The sequence below is a fragment of the Pseudomonas sp. UW4 genome, assembly GCF_000316175.1.
In the GTDB taxonomy this organism is placed as follows: domain Bacteria; phylum Pseudomonadota; class Gammaproteobacteria; order Pseudomonadales; family Pseudomonadaceae; genus Aquipseudomonas; species Aquipseudomonas laurylsulfatiphila.
Genome location: NC_019670.1, coordinates 2,821,585 through 2,842,670 on the forward strand (window position 1 = coordinate 2,821,585; position 21,086 = coordinate 2,842,670).

General features: G+C 60.3%; 18 protein-coding genes and 2 pseudogenes. 8 read left to right on the forward strand and 12 right to left on the reverse strand.

The window, feature by feature from the left end; genetic code table 11:
- Window positions 1-126: 126 nt before the first annotated feature.
- Window positions 127-690: an alkyl hydroperoxide reductase subunit C gene (ahpC, locus tag PPUTUW4_RS12300; protein ID WP_007975937.1), complete on the forward strand. Its 564-nt coding sequence runs from the start codon at window positions 127-129 to the stop codon at window positions 688-690.
- A 133-nt stretch (window positions 691-823) separates the two neighbouring features.
- Window positions 824-2,386, forward strand: coding sequence for an alkyl hydroperoxide reductase subunit F (gene ahpF / locus PPUTUW4_RS12305; protein WP_015094936.1), 1,563 nt, complete (start codon window positions 824-826; stop codon window positions 2,384-2,386).
- Between the two features lie 163 nt (window positions 2,387-2,549).
- On the opposite strand, the gene gloA is transcribed toward ahpF, so the two are convergent.
- Window positions 2,550-3,071, reverse strand: coding sequence for a lactoylglutathione lyase (gene gloA / locus PPUTUW4_RS12310; RefSeq protein WP_015094937.1), 522 nt, complete (start codon window positions 3,069-3,071; stop codon window positions 2,550-2,552).
- A gap of 144 nt (window positions 3,072-3,215) precedes the next feature.
- Between gloA and PPUTUW4_RS12315 the strand changes: the two genes are divergently transcribed.
- Window positions 3,216-3,734 (forward strand): DUF4946 domain-containing protein, encoded by a 519-nt coding sequence (locus tag PPUTUW4_RS12315; RefSeq protein WP_015094938.1) that lies wholly within the window; start codon window positions 3,216-3,218, stop codon window positions 3,732-3,734.
- Between the two features lie 163 nt (window positions 3,735-3,897).
- Here the strand turns inward: PPUTUW4_RS12315 and PPUTUW4_RS12320 are convergent, their stop codons facing one another.
- From PPUTUW4_RS12320 to PPUTUW4_RS12330, 3 genes and pseudogenes are all read right to left on the reverse strand, one after another.
- A complete protein-coding gene (locus PPUTUW4_RS12320; protein WP_007975932.1) occupies window positions 3,898-4,260 on the reverse strand; it encodes a histone-like nucleoid-structuring protein, MvaT/MvaU family in 363 nt (120 codons plus the stop codon).
- A 233-nt stretch (window positions 4,261-4,493) separates the two neighbouring features.
- Complete coding sequence (locus PPUTUW4_RS12325) at window positions 4,494-6,026, reverse strand: EAL domain-containing protein (protein WP_015094939.1); 1,533 nt, start codon at window positions 6,024-6,026, stop codon at window positions 4,494-4,496.
- Window positions 6,027-6,135: 109 nt separating this feature from the next.
- Window positions 6,136-6,432: pseudogene (locus PPUTUW4_RS12330) on the reverse strand (LysR family transcriptional regulator substrate-binding protein); the annotation flags it as partial.
- Here PPUTUW4_RS12330 and PPUTUW4_RS30225 point away from each other — a divergent pair.
- Window positions 6,432-6,548, forward strand: a pseudogene (locus tag PPUTUW4_RS30225) (EamA/RhaT family transporter); the annotation flags it as partial. The pseudogenes PPUTUW4_RS12330 and PPUTUW4_RS30225 sit on opposite strands and share 1 nt — an antisense overlap.
- Window positions 6,549-6,798: 250 nt before the next feature.
- Window positions 6,799-7,875 carry a 4-hydroxyphenylpyruvate dioxygenase gene (gene hppD, locus PPUTUW4_RS12335; RefSeq protein ID WP_007979060.1) on the forward strand — a complete coding sequence of 359 codons (1,077 nt, stop codon included), beginning with the start codon at window positions 6,799-6,801 and terminating at the stop codon, window positions 7,873-7,875.
- A gap of 126 nt (window positions 7,876-8,001) precedes the next feature.
- On the opposite strand, the gene rarD is transcribed toward hppD, so the two are convergent.
- From rarD to PPUTUW4_RS12350, 3 genes are all read right to left on the reverse strand, one after another.
- Window positions 8,002-8,883, reverse strand: coding sequence for an EamA family transporter RarD (rarD, locus tag PPUTUW4_RS12340; protein WP_015094940.1), 882 nt, complete (start codon window positions 8,881-8,883; stop codon window positions 8,002-8,004).
- 199 nt (window positions 8,884-9,082) lie between these two features.
- Window positions 9,083-10,096 (reverse strand): aldo/keto reductase, encoded by a 1,014-nt coding sequence (locus PPUTUW4_RS12345; protein ID WP_015094941.1) that lies wholly within the window; start codon window positions 10,094-10,096, stop codon window positions 9,083-9,085.
- Between the two features lie 194 nt (window positions 10,097-10,290).
- A complete protein-coding gene (locus PPUTUW4_RS12350; protein ID WP_015094942.1) occupies window positions 10,291-11,601 on the reverse strand; it encodes an MFS transporter in 1,311 nt (436 codons plus the stop codon).
- A gap of 170 nt (window positions 11,602-11,771) precedes the next feature.
- Between PPUTUW4_RS12350 and PPUTUW4_RS12355 the strand changes: the two genes are divergently transcribed.
- The 3 genes from PPUTUW4_RS12355 (at window position 11,772) to PPUTUW4_RS12365 (ending at window position 15,607) form a co-directional block, all read left to right on the forward strand.
- Window positions 11,772-12,893, forward strand: a complete 1,122-nt coding sequence (locus PPUTUW4_RS12355; protein WP_015094943.1) for a sugar diacid recognition domain-containing protein — start codon at window positions 11,772-11,774, stop codon at window positions 12,891-12,893.
- Window positions 12,894-13,132: 239 nt separating this feature from the next.
- Complete coding sequence (locus PPUTUW4_RS12360; RefSeq protein WP_015094944.1) at window positions 13,133-14,275, forward strand: glycerate kinase; 1,143 nt, start codon at window positions 13,133-13,135, stop codon at window positions 14,273-14,275.
- Window positions 14,276-14,419: 144 nt separating this feature from the next.
- Window positions 14,420-15,607 carry an aminotransferase class I/II-fold pyridoxal phosphate-dependent enzyme gene (locus PPUTUW4_RS12365; protein ID WP_015094945.1) on the forward strand — a complete coding sequence of 396 codons (1,188 nt, stop codon included), beginning with the start codon at window positions 14,420-14,422 and terminating at the stop codon, window positions 15,605-15,607.
- Between the two features lie 145 nt (window positions 15,608-15,752).
- Here PPUTUW4_RS12365 and PPUTUW4_RS12370 read toward each other — a convergent pair whose 3' ends face one another.
- The 5 genes from PPUTUW4_RS12370 to PPUTUW4_RS12390 form a co-directional block, all read right to left on the reverse strand.
- On the reverse strand, window positions 15,753-16,730 hold the full coding sequence (locus tag PPUTUW4_RS12370) for a D-glycerate dehydrogenase (protein WP_015094946.1): 978 nt from the start codon (window positions 16,728-16,730) through the stop codon (window positions 15,753-15,755).
- 21 nt (window positions 16,731-16,751) lie between these two features.
- Complete coding sequence (locus tag PPUTUW4_RS12375) at window positions 16,752-18,050, reverse strand: MFS transporter (RefSeq protein ID WP_015094947.1); 1,299 nt, start codon at window positions 18,048-18,050, stop codon at window positions 16,752-16,754.
- Window positions 18,051-18,099: 49 nt separating this feature from the next.
- On the reverse strand, window positions 18,100-19,128 hold the full coding sequence (locus PPUTUW4_RS12380) for a sugar kinase (protein WP_015094948.1): 1,029 nt from the start codon (window positions 19,126-19,128) through the stop codon (window positions 18,100-18,102).
- Window positions 19,121-19,903 (reverse strand): TIM barrel protein, encoded by a 783-nt coding sequence (locus PPUTUW4_RS12385; RefSeq protein ID WP_015094949.1) that lies wholly within the window; start codon window positions 19,901-19,903, stop codon window positions 19,121-19,123. Before PPUTUW4_RS12385 ends, PPUTUW4_RS12380 begins: the two co-directional genes overlap by 8 nt.
- Window positions 19,904-20,048: 145 nt before the next feature.
- Window positions 20,049-21,074 carry a LacI family DNA-binding transcriptional regulator gene (locus tag PPUTUW4_RS12390; RefSeq protein WP_015094950.1) on the reverse strand — a complete coding sequence of 342 codons (1,026 nt, stop codon included), beginning with the start codon at window positions 21,072-21,074 and terminating at the stop codon, window positions 20,049-20,051.
- Window positions 21,075-21,086 lie beyond the last annotated feature (12 nt).

The window sequence follows — 21,086 nt, forward strand, 5'->3', positions numbered from 1 at the left end:
TCTATAAATACAGTCGGCTAATAGCGAAAGCCAATCAGCAGCATCAGGTTTGCCAATGAGCCTTCCGTTCGTCGAGTGGGTAAAGTTCTCTCCATCAACTTCTTAACCCCTGACGGAGAGTCAACGATGCCTATCATCAACAGCCAAGTTAAACCGTTCAAAGCTGACGCATTCAAAAATGGCGACTTCGTAAAAGTCTCGGACGCTGACCTGAAAGGCAAGTGGTCTGTCGTGTTCTTCTACCCGGCCGACTTCACCTTCGTCTGCCCGACCGAGCTGGAAGACCTGGCTGACAACTACGACGCCTTCCAGAAACTGGGCGTCGAGATCTACAGCGTTTCCACCGACACCCACTTTGCCCACGCTGCCTGGCACAACACTTCGCCAGCCATCGGCAAGATCCAGTACACCATGATCGGCGACCCGACCCACGCCATCTCCCGCAACTTCGACGTGCTGATCGAAGAAGCAGGCCTGGCTGACCGTGGCACCTTCGTGATCAACCCGGAAGGCCAGATCAAGATCGTTGAACTGAACGACGGCGGTGTAGGTCGTGACGCTTCCGAGCTGCTGCGCAAAATCAAGGCTGCCCAGTACGTCGCTGCTCACCCGGGCCAGGTTTGCCCTGCCAAGTGGAAAGAAGGCGAGGCCACTCTGGCGCCTTCCCTGGACCTGGTCGGCAAGATCTAAGTCTGTGACGCGCTTCATCAGGGCGGACTTCCGCACCTTCTAAGCAAGCTGCACCGCCCAATAAAAACGCCCGGGCGAGATTCGCTCGGGCGTTTTTTTATGTCTTCGCAAAAGCAAAAAGGAAATCGCCCGTATGTTGGACACCAATCTTAAAGCCCAGTTGAAATCGTACCTGGAACGGGTCACCCAGCCGATCGAGATAGTTGCTTCCCTCGACGACGGTGCGAAATCCCAGGAAATGCTCGAACTGTTGAAAGACGTTGCCAGTCTTTCCACCCAGATTACTTTGCTCGACAACGGTGATGATGCACGCAAGCCATCGTTCTCGATCAATCGCCCGGGAGCCGACATCAGCCTGCGTTTCGCCGGCATCCCGATGGGCCATGAATTCACTTCGCTGGTGCTGGCCTTGTTGCAAGTCGGCGGTCATCCGTCCAAGGCCAGTGTCGAGGTGATTGAACAGATCCGTTCGCTCAAAGGTGAGTTCAACTTCGAGACTTACTTCTCGCTGTCGTGCCAGAACTGCCCGGACGTGGTCCAGGCGCTGAACCTGATGGCGGTACTGAACCCGAACATTCGCCACGTCGCCATCGACGGTGCACTGTTCCAGGCTGAAGTCGATGAGCGCCAGATCATGGCGGTCCCAAGCATCTACCTCAATGGTGTGAATTTCGGTCAGGGCCGCATGGGCCTGGAAGAAATCCTCGCGAAGATCGACACCAGCGGCATTGAGCGTCAGGCCGAGAAAATCAGCGCCAAGCAAGCTTTTGATGTGCTGGTGGTCGGCGGTGGCCCGGCCGGTGCTTCGGCGGCCATCTATGCGGCCCGTAAAGGCATTCGCACCGGCGTCGCGGCCGAGCGTTTTGGTGGTCAGGTGCTGGACACCATGGCCATCGAAAACTTCATCTCGGTGCAGGAAACCGAAGGGCCGAAACTGGCCGTGGCCCTGGAAGAACACGTCAAGCAGTACGACGTGGACATCATGAATCTGCAACGTGCCGACAAACTGGTGCCCGGCAAAAATGGCGAGTTGCACCAGATTCACTTCGCCAGCGGCGCATCGCTCAAAGCCAAGACCTTGATTCTGGCGACCGGAGCGAGGTGGCGTGAAATGAACGTCCCGGGCGAGCAGGAATACCGCAACAAAGGCGTGGCGTACTGCCCGCACTGCGACGGTCCGCTGTTCAAGGGCAAGCGCGTGGCAGTGATTGGCGGCGGTAACTCCGGCGTCGAAGCGGCCATCGACCTGGCGGGTATCGTGTCCCACGTCACGCTGCTGGAGTTCGACGTTCAGTTGCGCGCCGATGCGGTGTTGCAGCGCAAGTTGCACAGCCTGCCGAACGTCACCGTGATCACCAGTGCGCAAACCACCGAAGTCACCGGCGACGGCCAGAAGGTCAACGGCCTGCGCTACAAGGATCGCCAGAGCGACGAAGTGCGCAGTGTGGAACTGGAAGGAATTTTTGTGCAGATCGGTTTGCTGCCCAACACCGATTGGCTCAAGGGCACCATTGAGCTGTCACCCCGTGGCGAGATCATTGTTGACGCTCGCGGTGAAACGTCGGTGCCGGGTGTGTTCGCCGCCGGCGACGTGACCACTGTGCCGTACAAGCAGATCGTGATTGCGGTGGGCGAGGGCGCCAAGGCTTCGCTAAGCGCCTTCGATCACCTGATCCGCACGTCCGCCCCGGCATAAAACCCGGCGCTGAAAACACAAAACCCCATGAGCGATCATGGGGTTTTTTGTGTCTTGCACATCACTTATGTAGGAGCGAGCTGGCTCGCGATGGTCGTCAACGATAACGCGGGTTGGCAGGTGCCCCGCGGTGTACTCAGGTTTATCGCGAGCAAGCTCGCTCCTACAGTGGAGCTGGCTGGATGATCTCGACCCAGTAGGCGTCCGGGTCCTTGATGAATGCCAGGCTCTTCATGCGGCCATCGCTCAGGCGTTTCTGGAAATCGCAGCCCAGTGCTTCAAAGCGCTCGCAGGCGGCGACGATGTCCGGCACCGAGATGCAGATATGGCCAAAACCGCGGGGGTCGGTGTTGCCATTGTGGTAGGCGAAGTCCGGGTCGTTCTCTGTGCCATGGTTGTGGGTCAGTTCGAGAATACCGGGGATCGATTTCATCCACTCGGTGCGCGCGGCGGTATCGGCCGGGATCTGGTTTTTGTCGACCAGCGCCAGGAAATACAGGCTGAACTCGGCTTCCGGGAAGTCGCGTTTTTCCACCAGGCTAAAGCCCAGGATGCGTGTGTAGAAGTCCAGGGATCTGGTGATGTCCTTGACCCGCAGCATGGTGTGGTTGAAGACAAATTTCTGCGTGGCAGTGTCCGGTTGGGCGGTGACGCCGGGGAAGGTGTTCAATTCGTGCAGGCTCATGGGCCCTCCGGAAAATATGTGGGCTAACGAATGGAGACAATGATACGCAAGGGTTCGGACATCACCAAACCCAAACAGTCGGCTATTGCCTGACAGCCGGCCTGGGCCCAGACTTTACGGCTTGATCCGTGAGTGCCGATTGCAATGATTCGATTCCGTAACCTGCTGTTTATCCTGCTGAGTGTGTTTTCGCTGGCTGGTGCTGCTCATGCCGATGCGCCAGTGGTGACCTGGCCGCAAGGCTGGCAGATCGAAGCCGTCCCTGACTCTGCGGCGGGGGTGAGTCGCCAGCGGGCGGTGAAAAATGATCAGGACGGATCGCCGCTCCTGGTGATGGAGCTGACCATGAGCCCGGTGCAAAGCGATCATCAGGTAAACCTCGAAGGCGTATTGCTGGAGATGCGCAAGTCGGTTCAAAAAGACTTCTTTCAGGGTGGGTATCAAAGTGTCTGTACGCGAATTCATTCGACTACCTTGAGTCGATTGGCCGCGCTGGAAACAACCTGCACCGTGACGCAAAACGGCAGGCATGTGCTTTCGCAAACATTGGTGGCCGCGGTGGATGCCGATAAGGCCTATGTTTTTTCCTATGCAGGGCAGGCCGAGGCTTATAAGGCGAGCCAGGATGAAATAGACGCAACCCGTAACAGCTTGAAACTTTAGTGGGCGACAGTGCTTTTTCGATGCATGAAAAAAATTTTAGATATCCAAATGGATTAAGCACAAAGTAGTTGGCGGCCAGGTAGTTGTCCTGTGCTCGCCGCGGGCATTTAGATAGCCCATGAAAAAGCCCTGCATAAGCAGGGCTTTTTTGTCGCCGCGAGAGTTAGCCGCGCAGCCAGGAATCGACGGTGGCTGCACCGTACTGTTCTTTCCAGGCTTTCAGGCCGCGGTGATTGCCGCCCTTGGTTTCAATCAGCTCGCCGGTGTGCGGGTTCTGATAAACCTTGACCACACGGGCGCGGCGGGTTTTCGGTGCTGCTGCTTGCAGGCCGGATTTTGCCGGGTTCGGGTCGAGAATGGCGATGATGTCGCGCAGGCTCTTGCCATAGGTTTTCATCAAGCCCTGGAGCTTCTCTTCGAATTCGATTTCTTTCTTGAGCCCGGCATCGTTCTTCAGGGATTCCAACTGCTTGAGCTGTTCTTGAAGGGCCTTTTCGGCTGCACGAAATTCAGCGAGTCTGGACAATATCTTTACTCCAATAGTGTGTTTGGCTGATACCAACCGCAAACAAAGCTATAAGCCAAGAGCCTTGAAGCGACTCGGTGATAGTGGCTCACCTGCCAAATTAGCGCAGGCAGGAAAAATTGTAGTAGTTAATTGGCCAAGAGTAAATCCTGTCTTTTTCTTCATGTAACGTTGGTAGTGTCTTGATTCAAATTTATGCCTGTAGTCGTTGTTTTATCGATTAAATTTTCGAGTTAATGGTTGCTTAATGCACTAATGAATTCCGCCCCGGGCATGGGTTTGCCGAACAGATAACCCTGCAGGAAGTTGACCTGACGAGCGCTGAGGTAATCACTCTGCTCACGGGTTTCGACACCTTCGGCCACCATGGCAAGGTCGAGTTTCACGGCCAGGTCGATGATGCTGTCGAGGATGTGGCTGGAGAGGGTGTCGATGCCGATCATGGCGACAAAACTCTGGTCTATTTTCAGGAAGTCGACATTGAACTGCCGCAGGTAGCCAAGGCTTGAATGACCCGTGCCGAAATCGTCGATGGCGATCTTCACGCCCAGTTCGCGAAGTTGCTCGAACAGTTGCAGGGTGATCGCCGTTGGCTCGATAAGTTCGCGCTCGGTCAGTTCCAGTACCAGGTAGATCGAGCCCGGCTCGAACGCATCGAGAAACTCGCGGCAATCCTTGACCAGATCCAGGTCTTGGCAATGGCTGGCGGTAATGTTGATGCCAATGTGAAAGGGTTTGTTGAATCCGGCGGATTTCGGCGCGAGCAGGGCGGCGGTTTGTCGCATGAGCGAACGGGTCATCGGTACGATCAGTCCGCAGTGCTCGGCAAACGGGATGAACAGGTCCGGACGCACCAGGCCTTCCTTCGGATGTTTCCAGCGCATCAGCACTTCAGTGCCGGACCAGCTCTTGCTGTCGCCATGCACCACGGGCTGGAAATACGGAATGAACTCTGCGGCTTCCAGTGCCCGTTGCATTTCCTGGGTGGGGGCCGATGAGCGCTTTTGCAGGAAGTGACCAATTGACCCGGCAATCACACCGAAGAAAATCAGCAGACTGAACAGGGGGGGATACTCGCTGCTCATGTATCGCCAGGTTTCGCCTTTGGGGAAACCGGCTTGCACGGCCAAAGCATAGTGCCCGGAGGTCAAGCGGCTCTGCGCAACGGGGAGTTCAGGCGCGGCACCTGTGTGAACCTTGCCATCGGCGGACATCCAGTCCGGGCCAACTTGCAGCACCAGCAAGGTCTGGCGGCCGATCAAGCGCAGAACGTTGCCCAAGTGATAACCATAGAGGGTCGTCAGCGCACCTTTTTTTCCTTCGCTCAGGCGGTACACCAGCAAGGCGGTGTTGGGCGTCACCGGATTGCCGTTCATGAGCCACAAAGCGCCCTGGGTGTAGTCTCCGGGGCTGACCGTCTCCTGGTAGTCGCCGAACAGCGAGCTGCAATAGAGGTTGTTGTCCCACACCAGATTGGTCGAGCGCACGAATGGGCGACGAGTGACCTGCTCGCGCAGCGCCAGTTTGACCTCACCGCAACTTTGGCCGGCCATTGGCAGCAGCTCGCGAGCGGCCTGAGAGGCGTTGTCGAGCATCAAGTCGAACTGACGAACTGCTTCCTCGGCGGTTTTTTCGCTGTCTTGCTTGAGCGCACGCCCTGCCTGCATGTAAAGAATGGTGGCCCCCAGCAGCACCGGGAGCAATCCGCTGATCAGGGTGACAGCAACTTTTGTGCTGCGACTGCGGGTTTTGGCTTTCAGCGGCATTCGCGAATCCCGTCACGAAGAAGTAAGGCTCTCAACAGCTGGCAGGGCAATACGCCTCCCATAAAGAGTTCGGATAATGGCCATGATAGTTGGCCCTTGGTAGTTATGCTGGCAATGAACCTTCGGCGCCGACCGTCACCCCGTCGCCACGAGCGACGACATCCAGGGTGCTCCTCAGCTGCGAGCAGCGATAACGGATGTTGCGCGTCAGTCGGGCCGCGGTGAACAGGCGTGAAACCAGCTCCGAAGACCCGGCCTCGGTCAGCACAAACGGGAAGTCGCACCGGTCCTTCAGGTTCAGACTGTCGTGAACCGCCAGCGGGTGGTCAGCGGGCAGCAGCGCGACCGTGTTGAAACGCTCCTTGGGCAACACCACAAAGCCGATGTCGATCCGTCGCTTTTCCAGCGCTGTTGCTCGATGAGCCGCTGACGCTGGCCATGTGCCTGGGTGGCGGGTTGATACTGGCGGGGATTTTCCTCTGCAACAAACCCCTTGCGCGGGTAAGGAAAAAGGGGATTTGATACAGAAGGCGGACAAATCTATTTACGCTGTGTAGAATCAGGTTACGCATACAATAATAATCGTCTTCTGGCAGCAGAAGCCTCGCCCGCAAGAGCCTTGGGTCGACAATGAAGATATTCGGGTTTCAACTGATCTACGGTGATTTTCTCGCCCGCAGCGTGCGGGGCATCTCCTGTGCGCCACCCAGCGGTCTCAGCATTGCTTACAACTAACCTTAGTTAATTGATAAAAAATGATGAGGCGCCAACCATGGCAGATTTATACGAAAACCCGATGGGCCTGATGGGCTTTGAATTCATCGAGCTCGCATCGCCGACCCCGAACACCCTGGAGCCGATCTTCGAGATCATGGGCTTCACCAAGGTGGCGACCCACCGCTCCAAGGACGTGCACCTGTATCGTCAGGGCGCGATCAACCTGATCCTCAACAACGAACCCCACAGCGTCGCCTCGTACTTCGCGGCCGAGCACGGCCCATCGGTGTGCGGCATGGCGTTCCGCGTCAAGGATTCGCAAAAGGCCTACAAGCGTGCCCTGGAACTCGGCGCCCAGCCGATCCACATCGAAACCGGCCCGATGGAGCTGAACCTGCCGGCGATCAAAGGCATCGGCGGCGCGCCGCTGTACCTGATCGACCGTTTCGGTGAAGGCAGTTCGATCTACGACATCGACTTCGTGTTCATCGAAGGCGTTGACCGCCACCCGGTCGGTGCCGGTCTGAAGATCATCGATCACCTGACCCATAACGTGTATCGCGGTCGCATGGCCTACTGGGCCAACTTCTACGAGAAGCTGTTCAACTTCCGCGAAATCCGCTACTTCGACATCAAGGGCGAGTACACCGGCCTGACCTCCAAGGCCATGACCGCACCCGATGGCATGATCCGCATCCCGTTGAACGAAGAGTCGTCCAAGGGCGCCGGGCAGATCGAAGAGTTCCTGATGCAGTTCAACGGCGAGGGCATCCAGCACGTTGCCTTCCTGTCCGATGACCTGCTCAAGACCTGGGACCACCTGAAAAGCATCGGCATGCGTTTCATGACCGCGCCGCCGGACACCTATTACGAAATGCTCGAAGGCCGTTTGCCGAACCACGGCGAGCCGGTCGGCGAACTGCAGGCGCGTGGCATCTTGCTGGACGGTTCGTCCGAGTCGGGCGACAAGCGTCTGCTGTTGCAGATCTTCTCGGAAACCCTGATGGGGCCGGTGTTCTTCGAGTTCATCCAGCGCAAGGGCGATGACGGTTTCGGCGAAGGCAACTTCAAGGCGCTGTTCGAATCGATCGAGCGTGACCAGGTTCGTCGTGGTGTGTTGTCCACGGACTAAACCATTACACCGATAAACCTGTGGGAGCGAGCTTGCTCGCGATGGCGGTGTGTCAGTCAACATTGACGTTGAATGTACAACCGCTATCGCGAGCAAGCTCGCTCCCACATTGTTTTGTGTCGGCGATTAAGGCCTGCGCTGCCGCACCAGATGCTTGAACCCTTCGAAGACCAGCACCAGCACCGCCATCCAGATCGGGATGTAGGTCAGCCATTCACCAGCCTTGATGCTCTCTCCCAACAGCAGCGCCACGCCCAGCAGCAGCACCGGTTCGACGTAGCTCAGCAAGCCGAACAGGCTGAACGGCAGCAGGCGACTGGCAATGATGTAGACCACCAGCGCCGACGCGCTGATCACGCCGAGCAGCGGGATCAGCAGCGACAACCATGGGTGCTGGTCAAACACGAGAAAACCTTGTGCACCGCTCTGAACGAACCAGAAGGCCACGGGTAGCGTCAACGCCATGTCCAGCCACAAGCCGCCGAGGTTGTCTGCTGCCAGCCGTTTGCGCAGAACGAAGTAGGCCGGATAACCAATGCAGACCAGCAAGGTCGCCCAGGAAAAACCACCGACCTGATACACCTCATTGACCACGCCCAGGCAGGCGAACACCACGGCGACCTTTTGCAGGTACGACAGGCGTTCGCCATAGGCGATCCGCCCGGTCAACACCATGGTCAGCGGCAGCAGGAAGTAACCCAGGGATACATCCAGGCTGTAACCGTTGAGCGGCGCCCACATGAACAGCCACAATTGCACGCCGAGCAGGGCAGAGGAGGCGATCAGCGCGCCAATCAGCTTCGGATCGGCCTTGGCGCGCCGTACGATCTCCAGCACGCGCTTCCACTCGCCGGACACCACCATGAACACGGTCATGCACGGCACGGTCAGCAGCATGCGCCAACCGAAGATTTCCACGCCGCTCAAGGGTGTGAGCAGCGATGTGTAGTAATACATGACGGCAAACAGCACCGAGGCTGAAACCGATAGAGCGATACCTTTAGACAAGCTGTCCTCGCGAGGTTGAAGGTGAAACGGGGGGTGCGGAGGATACGTGGTTTTCGAGCCGAATATTGACCAATCAATCAACACGGTCCAACTGTGGGAGCGGGCTTGCTCGCGAAAGCGGTTTTCCAGCCAACATCAATGTTGAATGTTAAGCAGCCTTCGCGAGCAAGCCCGCTCCCACAATGGGTTATCTGTTCACTCAGTTGCTACGCGGTTTACGCCCCGACACAAAATGGCTCACATCATTGAACCCCGGTGTCGACGCATGCCCCGGTGTCACCAGCGCATCGATGAACGCCTCGTCCTCGACCGTGATCTTCACCGCCTGCGCCTTAGTGTAGGCGTCCCATTGCGCTTCGGTACGCGGCCCGACAATCGCCGAGGTCACGGCGCTGTTGTTCAGCACCCAGGCAATCGCGAACTCGACGATGCCGACGCCGCGTTCCTGGGTGTACTGCTGGATCTGCTGGGCGATGCGCAGGGATTCGACGCGCCATTCAGTTTCCAGGATGCGTTTGTCCTGGCGACCGGCACGGCTGTTGGCGTCCGGTTTCACATCCGGCGCGTATTTACCGCTGAGCACCCCGCGTGCCAGCGGGCTGTAGGGCACCACGCCCAGACCATAGTTTTGCGCCGCCGTGATCTGCTCGGTTTCAGCCTGGCGGTTGACGATGTTGTACAGCGGCTGGCTGATCACCGGCCGGTCAACGCCGAGCTTGTCAGCCACGCGAATCACTTCAGCGATGCGCCAGCCACGATAATTGGACAGGCCCCAATAGCGGATCTTGCCTTGGCGAATCAAGTCGCCGATGGCCGATACCGTGACGTCCAGCGGCGTGTTGTGGTCTTCACGGTGCAGGTAGTAGATGTCGAGGTAGTCGGTGCCCAGGCGCGTCAGGCTGGCGTCGAGACCGTTGAACAGATGCTTGCGGCTCAGACCGCTGCGGTTGGGCACACCGTCCACGGGACCGAAGCCGACCTTGGTGGCCAGCACCCATTCATGACGGCGGCTGGCGATGGCCTCGCCGACGATTTCCTCGGAACGGCCGTTGGTATAGACGTCGGCGGTGTCGATGAAATTGATGCCCTGGTCCCAGGCCTTGTCGATGATGCGCAGGGAGTCTTCGGTACTGGTCTGTTCGCCGAACATCATGGTGCCCAGGGTCAGGGTGGACACCTGCAGGCCCGAATGACCCAGTGTGCGATAGCTCATGAGCAAATCCTTTTACCGGTGGGAAAGGCTCAATCAGATACCAGAGTCGCTATGCGGGGCAAACCGAATTATCCGGCCAACGCTAAAAACCTTGTGGGAGCGAGCCTGCTCGCGAAAGCGGTGTGTCAGTCAGCATTGATGTCGCTGACACTCTGCTTTCGCGAGCAGGCTCGCTCCCACGAGGGTGGTGGTGCTTAGGCGCGCAACGTACGGGTCATGCGCAACGCCAGCAGACTGCCGCAGACAATCACCCCCGCCAGCAGGTACAGCGCCGCATCGGTCGAGCCGGTGCTGTCCTTGACCCAACCCACCAGGTACGGGCTGAGGAAACCGGCCATCTGGCCCATCGAGTTGATCAGCGCCAGGCCACCGGCAGCAGCGCCGGCACTGAGCAGGGCGGTCGGCACCGGCCAGAACATCGGCAGGCCGGTGAGGGCGCCCATGGTGGCGATGGTCAGGCCGAGAATCGCGATGGCCGGGTTGGCGGCGAAGTTCACCGCGATCAGCAGCCCCAGCGCGCCCATCAGCATCGGCACCACCAGATGCCAGCGACGTTCTTTGCGCAGGTCCGCCGAGCGACCCACGATCAGCATAAACACCGCCGCCAGCAGGTACGGAATCGCACTGAGCCAGCCGATCACCAAGTTATCGCCAAAGCCCAGGTTCTTGATGATCGATGGCAGCCAGAAGTTGATCGCGTACACGCCGCTCTGGATGCAGAAGTAGATCAGGCCGAAGGCCCAGATCGCCGGGTTCTTGAACACCGCCAGCAGCGAATCAGTGGTGGTTTTCGGTTTGTTGGCCAGGTCTTCAGCGTGGTCCGCTTCCAGCACCGAACGCTCGAAGGGGGTCAGCCATTTTGCATTGGCGTAACTGTCACTGAGCAGGAAATAAGCCAGCGCACCGAGGATCACCGTCGGAATGCCTTGCAGCAGGAACATCCACTGCCAACCGGCGAGACCGCCCTGGCCCGCGGCGAAGTGGTTGAGAATCCAGCCGGAGAAGGGGCTGCCGAGCAGGCCGGAGACCGGGATCGCCGACATGAACAGCGCCATGATGCGGCCACGGCGGAAGGTCGGGAACCACTGCGAGAGATACAGCACCACGCCAGGGAAGAACCCGGCTTCGGCGGCGCCGGTGAACAGGCGCAGGGTATAGAACTCGGTCGGCGTGGTGACGAACAGCAGGCAGGTCGACAGCGTGCCCCAGGCCATCATCATCAGCGCGATCCAGCGCCGCGGGCCGAATCTGGTCAAGGCCAGGTTACTGGGTACGCCGCACAGCACGTATCCGATAAAGAAGATGCCGGCGCCCAGGCCGTACACGGTTTCGCTGAACTTCAGCGCGTCGAGCATCTGCAGCTTGGCAAATCCAACGTTGACCCGGTCGAGGTAGTTGAACAGGTAGCAGATGAAAATGAAGGGGATCAAACGCAGGGTGATGCGTTTGTAGACGGCGTTTTTGTCGTCAGCGATGGCCTCGGACGCTACGGCGCTCTGTGTCATGGCGGCTCTCTCTTTATTATGATTTTTTGCGATGCAAAGGGTAACGTTGATCGCCCAGAGAGTCTCGACCACCCTCAGGGTGGCTGTCTTTGTGCCTGAGCACAGGGTTTGCAACCAAGGCCTGTGCGGGTGAACAACCCGTTCCATCACCGTCTTCAAGGATCACCTGCATGTTCGAACTCGATCACGACCTGGCCCAGGACATCGTCGACCGGGCGATGGCCATCCTGCCGTACAACGTCAACGTCATGGACAGCCAGGGCCTGATCCTGGGCAGCGGCGAACCGGAGCGGGTCAACACCCGGCATGAAGGCGCGCAACTGGTCCTGGCCAACGGCCGCGTGGTGGAGATCGATGCGCAGACGGCGATTCATCTCAAGGGTGTGCAGCCGGGCATCAACCTGCCGCTGTTGCTCGATCAGCGCCTGATCGGCGTGCTGGGTATCACCGGCGAACCCGAGCAACTGCGCACCTATGCCGAACTGGTGCGCATGACCGCCGAGATGCTGGTGGGCCAGCGCAACCAACAGTCCGAACAGCAATGGCGACGCCAGCGCTGCGATGATCTGCTGGCGCTGCTGCTCAGCGAAGCCGGGGATTCTCCGCGACTGATCGATGAGGCGCAGCAGTTGGGTCTCAAGCCACAAATGACCCGGGTGCCGTACCTGTTCGAACTGGGCCTGGAACATGCTGCGGGGCAAACCGTCGAGGCACTGAGTGCCTGGTTGACCACTCGCCACCCGGACAGTTGGTGCGTCAGCTCGGCCAAAACTTCGTTGCTCTGGTGCCGTCCGGCCAGCCAGACGATCGAGAACGAGCGCTTGCTGGACAAGCTTGACGGCCTCGGCTGGAACATCCTGCGCATTGCCGTCGGTGGGCAAGCCGATGGGCTGGCGGGGTTGCGTCGCTGCTATCGCCGGGTCGGTGACTTGCTGGCCTACGGGCGCGAAGTGTTGCCGCGCTCCCGGCTGTTGACGCTCAACCGCTATCGACTGCCGGTGATGCTCTGGCGCCACCGCAACGACGACGCCCTCGACGAATTGCTCAACCCGCTGCGCAAGGTCATTGCCAAGGACAGCAATGGTCAGTTGCTGGCGACCCTGCGCAGTTGGTGTGAACACGACGGCCAGAGCCAGGCCTGCGCCGATGCGCTGGGCATTCATCGCAACAGCCTGCGTTATCGCATGGAGCGGATTGCCGAGCTCAGCGGCGTCGATCCGCTGCGGCTTGATGGAATGCTCGCGTTGTATCTGGGTGTGCAACTGCTGCCCGAGCCGGACTCAATTTCGTGAGCGACAAAATCCCCCTGTAGGAGCGAGCTTGCTCGCGAAAAACCAGAGGACGCCGCGGTAAGTCTGATTTTCCGCGTCATCGTTACCCTCCATCGCGAGCAAGCTCGCTCCTACAGGTGAAACGTCTGCCTCGGGTTTTGTGGAAATGAACAATAATCCTCAACACCGCTTGTGCAGCGGACCGGCGTTATTGTTCATGGCGGCTGGCAGCATGTGGGCATTGGAACTGGAGAATTCCCATGAAAATCGTGATCGCCCCCGATTCGTTCAAGGACAGCCTCAGCGCTCAAGGCGTGGCCGACGCCATTGCCTTGGGATTGGCGCAGGTCTGGCCTGATGCCCAACTGATCAAATGCCCGATGGCCGACGGCGGGGAAGGGACTGTCGAGTCGATTCTTGCAGCGTGCGAAGGCGAACTGCGCCGCACCCTGGTTCGCGGGCCGCTGGGGGCCATGGTGGATGCCGCCTGGGGCTGGTTGCCGCAGAGCCACACCGCAATCATCGAAATGGCCGAGGCCAGCGGTTTGCAGTTGGTGCCGGTGGCGCAGCGGGATGCGTGCATCAGCAGCACCTTCGGCACAGGGCAATTGATCCGTGCCGCACTGGATGCCGGTGCACAGCGGGTGATCCTGGCGATTGGCGGCAGCGCGACCAACGACGGCGGCGCCGGCGCCGTGCAGGCCTTGGGCGTGAAATTGCTGGACGCTCAGGGACAGACGCTGTCACCGGGCGGACTCGCCCTTGCGCAATTGGCCCGCGTGGACCTGAGCGACATCGATCCTCGTCTGGCGCAGGTGCGCTTCGACATCGCTGCCGACGTCAATAACCCCCTGTGCGGCCCCCACGGCGCCTCGGCGATTTTCGGCCCGCAAAAAGGCGCCTCGCCCGTGCAAGTCGAACAACTGGACCGGGCGCTGGGACACTTTGCCGACCATTGCGCGGTCGCTTTGAGCAATGATGTTCGCGACGAACCGGGGAGTGGCGCGGCGGGTGGCCTGGGGTTTGCCGCCAAGGCGTTCCTGGGCGCGCAGTTCAAGGCCGGGGTCGAGGTGGTCGGCGAACTGGTGGGCCTGGCCGAGGCGGTTGCAGGCGCCGATCTGGTGATCACCGGCGAAGGGCGTTTCGATGCGCAAACCCTGCGCGGCAAGACGCCATTCGGTGTGGCGCGTGTCGCCAGGCAACACGCCGTGCCGGTCATCGTCATCGCCGGCACCCTGGGCGAGGGGTATCAGGCGCTTTATGAGCACGGCATCGACGCTGCGTTTGCCCTGGCAAGCGGGCCGATGACCCTGGAGCAGGCCTGCGCCGAAGCGCCGCGCTTGCTGCGTGAGCGGGCAACCGACATCGCGCGTGTCTGGCGGATGGCCGTCCGCTGCGACTGAGGGTTTTTCTGTGGCGAGGGGGCAAGCCCCTCGCCACAAAGTCCCCGATGGCAATTTCGAGGGTGGATTTGAACGCCATGCTGGCACGTTTCGTGATTTGAGATAGGGTTGTGGCTTGGAGTACCCGCGCGACAGGAGAACAACATGCGCTACTCAGCCTTGACCCAACGAATCGCCGGTGACGGTGCGGCGGCCTGGCAGATTCACGATCGAGCGCTGCACTTGCGCGAACAGGGCGTCGACGTCCTGCTGTTGTCCATTGGCGACCCCGACTTCGATACGCCGCAACCCATTGTCCAGGCCGCCATCGCCAGCTTGTTGGCCGGTGATACGCACTATCCTGAAGTGCGCGGCAGTCGCGGGCTGCGCGACAGCATTGCCCGCCGGCATCGGCAACGCAATGGCCAGGTGGTGGATGGCGAACACGTGATCGTCTTTCCGGGGGCGCAGTGCGCGGTGTATTCGGTGGCGCAGTGCCTGCTCGACCCGGGCGATGAAGTGATTGTCGCCGAGCCGATGTACGTGACTTATGAAGGCGTGATCGGCGCGTGTGCGGCCACCGTGGTCCCGGTGCCCGTGCGCCCGCAGAACGGGTTTCGCGTCGACCCGCTGGATGTCGCGGCGCGGATCACGCCCAAGACACGCGCCATACTGCTCAACAGTCCGAACAATCCATCCGGCGCCAGTTTGCCACTGGCCATCTGGCAAGAGCTGGCGGTACTGTGCATTCGTCACGATTTGTGGCTGATCAGTGACGAGGTCTACAGCGACTTGCTGTACGAAGGCCAGCACATCAGCCCGGCGAGCCTGCCGGGCATGGCCGAGCGCACCGCGACGATCAACAGCCTGTCCAAGTCCCACGCCATGAGCGGTTGGCGGGTGGGCTGGGTGATCGGGCCCAAGCCCATGGCGGGTCACCTGGTCAATTTGTCGCTGAGCATGTTGTTCGGTATCCCGGATTTCGTGCAGAACGCTGCGCAGTTGGCGCTGGACCGGGACCTGCCGGAAGTGGCCTCGATGCGTGAAGAGTATCGCCAGCGCCGCGACCTGGTGTGTGCAAGCTTGGGGCAATGCCCGGGACTCAAGCCGATACGCCCGGACGGCGGAATGTTCGTGATGGTCGATGTGCGCCAGACCGGCTTGTCGGCCCAGCGCTTCGCCGAGCGACTGCTGGAAGGCTATGGCGTGTCGGTGCTGGCCGGTGAGGCTTTCGGGCCGAGTGCGGCGGGACATATCCGCATCGGCCTGGTGGTGGATCAGATGAAGCTGGCTGATGCCTGCCGGCGCATTGCTTTGTGTGCGACGGATTTGTTGGAGGTGCGGCGGGCCTGAAGGATTTGTGTTGCCTGTGCTGCCCTCTTCGCGAGCAAGCCCGCTCCCACATTTGATCTTTATTGTTCACAAGTACTGTGTTCACAGCAAATCCATTGTGGGAGCGGGCTTGCTCGCGAAGGCTGCCTGACAGGCACCGAATACCTCAGCCCTTCCACGCCCCAACATTCACCAGATTGGCCGGCCGCTCACCGGCCAGCGCCGCCAACAGGTTGTCCACCGCGCACCTGGCCATGGCCTCCCGTGTTTCATGGGTGGCCGAGCCGATGTGTGGTGTGGCCACCACGTTGTTCAACTGCAGCAACGGCGAGTCCTGATTCAAGGGTTCGCGGTCGAACACATCCAGCCCCGCCGCGCGAATCCGGCCCGTGCGCAAGGCCTCGGTCAGCGCAGCTTCATCCACCACTTTGCCCCGCGAAATATTGATGAAGATGGTCTCGGGACGCATCTGGGCGAACTGCTCTGCGCCGATCAGCCCTTGGGTTTCAGCGGTCAGCGGTAACGTCAGGCAAACGAAATCGGCCTGTTGCAACAGTTCCGGCAGGCTTCGATAGCGCGCATTGAACCGCTGTTCCACTGCCGGTTTCGGTGACTGGCTGTGGTAGATGACCGGCATGCCAAACCCGAAATGCCCGCGCTGCGCCAGGGCCTCGCCAATACGGCCCATGCCGATGATGCCCAGGGTTTTGCCGTGCACGTCGCTGCCGAAATGCGCAGGGCCGATGTTGCGGTTCCATTGGCCGGCGCGAACCAGATTCGCCAGTTCCACTACCCGCCGGGCGGTCGCCAGGATCAGTGCAAAACCCGTGTCTGCGGTGGTTTCGGTGAGCACATCCGGCGTGTTGCTCAGCAGGATTCGCCGTTCGGTGAGGTAGTCGATGTCGTAGTTGTCGACGCCCACCGAGACGCTGGCAATGGCTTGAAGGTCGGGCGCCCGGTCGAGCAGTTCGGCGTCCAGCTTCAGGCTGGCACCGAGCAAACCGTGAGCGCGGGGCAGGGCATCGCGCAGTTTGGCCAGGCCCTCGGCATCAAGGTTTTCGATCAGCGTCACTTCGGCCTGCTCGTGCAGGCGAGCCATCAATAACGGAGAGAGTTTCTTGTAGAGGACGACCTGCTTTTTCATCTTCGGGATCTCGATTGCAATTCAGGAATGTGCCGTGGCGGCGCGCGTTAATGTGGCCGAGGGCCGCTCCCGGTCGCTGGCGCCGGGCTTGAGGAAAATCGTCAGTACCACCGAGAACATCAACGCGCCGCTCATCAACAGGTACGACGCACCCGGCGAGCCGGTGGAGCTGTTCAGGTAACCGACCAGATAGGAACCGCCAAACGAGCCGAGGGCGCCCATGCTGTTGATCAGCGCCATGGCGCCGCCCGCGACGTTGGCCGGGAGGATCTCCGGGATGATCGCGAAGAAGGGGCCGTAAGGCGCGTACATGCAGGCGCCGGCAATCACCAGCAGGGTGTAGGACCACCAGAAGTGTTCGGCACCCAGGGCGTAGGAGCCATAGAAGGCGATCGAGGCAATCAGCAGTGGCGGCCAGACGAAACGTTTACGTTTTTGCAGTTTGTCCGAACCCCAGGACACCAGCAGCATGCCGATCACCGCCGCCAGGTACGGCAGCGCCGACAGCCAGCCGGCCTGGACCATATCCATCTGCGCGCCGGCCTTGAGGATCGACGGCAGCCACAACACGAAACCGTACACGCCAATGCTCCAGCAGAAAAACTGCAGGGCCAGGATGATCACTTTGGATGAACGGAACGCTTCGGCGTAGTTCTTCACGGCCTTGATACCGACCTGTTCGGCGGCCAGTGCGCTTTCCAGATCCTGCTTTTCCTGATCGTTGAGCCACTTGGCCTGTGACGGACGATCATCGGCCAGGCGCCACCAGATGAATGCCCACAACACTGCCGGCAAACCTTCGATGATGAACATCCAGCGCCAGCTGTAGTGCTGCACCAGGTAGCCCGAGACCACCGACATCCAGAGCATGGTCACCGGGTTGCCGAGGATCAGGAAGGTGTTGGCCCGCGAGCGTTCGGCGCGGGTGAACCAGTGGCACAGGTAGATCAGCATCGCCGGCATGACGGCCGCTTCGACCACGCCGAGCATGAAGCGAATGACGATCAGCCAGTAGGCATTGGAGACGATCCCGGTCAAGGTCGCCAGGCTGCCCCAGAGGATCAGGCTGACGAAAATCAGCTTTTTCACGCTGTGTTTCTGCGCGTAGATCGCGCCGGGTACCTGGAAGAAAAAGTAGCCGAGGAAGAACAGCGCGCCGAGCATCGACGACAAGCCTGGTGTGATCATCAGGTCCGCCGCCATGCCGGACGCGGCGGCGAACCCATAGTTGGCGCGATCCAGATACGCCAGGCTATAGGTGATGAACACGATGGGCATGATGTACCACCAGCGGCGGGTGGCGAGCGTTGCGGTTTTCATGAGTGGTGCTCCTGAGCTTGTTGTTTTTGTTGCAGCAGGTAACGGTTTTTTAGATCTTCAGTGACTGTGCTGGCCCCTTCGCGAGCAAGCCCGCTCCCACAGACGCAAAACCTGTGGGAGCGGGCTTGCCCGCGAAGACGGCCGCAAATTCGACATCCATTTCGGATCGGGTCGGCAACCCCTCCATATCCCCCCGGCTCTGCACCGCACGGCTGCCAATCCAGTTGGCACGCTTCACGGCCTCGGCAAAACTATGGTTTTCCAGCAGCGCGCTGATCATGCCGACGGCAAAACCATCGCCGGCGCCCACCGTATCGACCACCGTTGCCACCGGCACGCCAGCGACGAAACCTTGATCAAGATGGGTGCGGTAGTAAGCACCGTGCGGCCCAAGCTTGATCGCCACGGCTTCGGCGCCCTGGTCGAGGTAGAAGGCGGCAATGTCGGCCGGGTCTTCGAAACCGCTCAGCAATCGACCTTCGCTCAAGCCCGGCAGCACCCAATGGGCGAGGGCGGCGAGGCGGTTGATCTCGGTGATCATTTGTCGCTCGCTCGCCCACAGGCTCGGGCGCAGGTTCGGGTCGAAGGACACGCTGCGCCCGGCCTCGCGCATGCGGGTCATCAACTCGAACGACATCTGCCGCGCCGACTCCGACAGCGCCGGGGGAATGCCGGTGGCGTGCAGGTGTCGGGCCTTGAGCAACTCGGGCACGATCGAGTGCGGCGACAGGTGACTGGCCGCCGAACCACGGCGGAAGTACTCGACCGCCGGGTCGCTGCCATCGTCGGTGCGGGACTTGAGTTGAAAACCGGTCGGGTGGGCGGTGTCGATGTCGACGTGACGACAATCCAGGCCTTCTTTTTCCAGGGTGTCGACCACGAACTGGCCCAACGAATCGGCACCGACCCGGCTCAGCCATGCCACGTTGAAGCCAAGCCGGGACAAACCGATCGCCACATTACTGTCAGCCCCGGCGATGCGTTTGTGGAAGGCGCCAACGCTGGCCAGGTCGCCTTCCTGCTCGGCGACGAACATCGCCATGGTCTCGCCGAAGGACAGAATATCGATCTCAGACATGAGCACTCTCCCGTTGCGCCTGGCCGAGGCGGGCGAGGGCTGCCACGTGTTCGCGGGTCAGCTGCACCAGGTCATCACCTTGCAGCGGATACTCCGCGGCCCGCATAACGCCTTGGGCCATGTGCCCCAGCAGCTGTTCCCACTGTTGCAAGTCGCTGGCGGTCGGCGCGATGGCGACCAGCTTGTCGTCGGCACGACGCGTAACCGCTTTGCAGTGCACATAGCCGACGTGGCGTCCGAGGTGGCGCGCGGCGCTGGCGGCGGACTGGTCCTGCCAGTGCCAATTGCCGATATCGAAGGTCATCTTGATCGGCAAGTGGTGTTGCTCGACCTCAGTGAAAAAGCGCTGGAAGGGTTCGATGCGCCCGCCGTGCAGGGTCTGGTCGTTTTCCACCAGCAACTGCACGGGGCTGGCGTCCAGCAGCCGGGCGAGGAAGTGCAGGTCGCAGTTGTCAGTGAAATAGCCCAGCGACACTTTCAGCCATTTGGCACCGAACGCCTCGGCGCGTTGCAGGCCGGTGATCAGTTCTGGATTGGGCCTGGATTGTCCGGCCAGCCAGAGTTCCATTGGCGATGAATACACGCTCTCCAGGCCTTCTGCCTGAGTGGCATTGGCCAGTTGAACGGGGTCCTCAATGGTCAGCAATTCCTCGCGCCACTCGATGCGCGTGGCGCCAGCGGCGGCCAGTACTTCGATAAAACTGCCTTGGCCGCGCTGGCGCACCAGGTCGGCGCCGTAGCTGGAGAGGCTGATGGAAACGGCGGGTTTGTTCATTGTTGTTTTACCTCTGAAACCGGTTTCATTTTTGTTCAAAAAAATAGTGGGTGATCTTGATGGCCCCTTCGCGAGCAAGCCCGCTCCCACAGGGGAATGCATTCCAAATGTGGGAGCGGGCTTGCCCGCGAAGAGGCCGGAACATTCACCGAGAATGTCCAAGGGTCGATCCTCTAACAATCAACCGCGCCGAAAAATCCAGCGTCCGCACAGCCCCGTCATCCCCCCGCAGCCGCTTGAGCAGACACTCAAACGCACTGGCGCCTATCTCGGTGGTCGGCTGCGCGAGCGCGGTAATGCCGCTACCCACCAACGGATACCAGTCCAGATCATCCAGAGCAATCAAGCCCACGTCCTCAAACAGGTTGCACTTGAGTTCACGCAACGCGTGGGTGCAGGCCAGCGCCGCAATGCCGTTCGCGCAAAACAGCGCTTTCGGGCCGGGGCCGGGCGTGTCGAGGAAGGTTGCAAGTTTTGCGGTCAGTTCGCTGCCGGTTTCGATGAGGCTGCCATGGAGGGCCGGGCGCAGGGCAATTTGCGCCTTGAAACTGGCGACCCGCTCGAGCCGTGAACTGGTGCCATCGAACGGTTCGGTCACCATCAACACATCGCGGTAGCCGCGCTCTTCAAGATGCGCGAGGGCCATTTCAACGGCTGCCGGATTGTCCAGCCCGACCATGTCGCTCTCAAGGTGCTCGACCTTGCGGTCCACCAGTACCAGGGGCATTTCCCGGTGCAGTTCGTGCAATTCGTCACGGTGATGACCGAGGGTGTTCACGATCAGGCCTTCGATGTTGTACGAGCGCAGCAGGGCCAGGTGCTGGCGCTCTTGCTCGTCGTCGCGGTCGGTGTTGCACACCACCAGGCTATAGCCGTGCTGACGGCAGGCGGTTTCCACCCCGTGCATCACGGCAATTGAATAAGGGTTGCGGATATCGGCCACCAGCATGCCGATCAGGCGGGTGCGCCCGCGCTTGAGGCCGCGGGCCATCTGATTGGGGCGATAGCCCAGTTCCGCAATCGCCTGCTCGATGCGCTGGGCAATGGCATCGGAGAGCAGGGTGCGGTCTTCGCCGATGAACCGTGAAACGCTGGCCTTGGAGACCTTGGCGTGTTCGGCCACGTCGAGCATGGTCACGCGGCTGCGCTGGGCGGCGGAGAAATCGTTCACGGTCTGAAACCT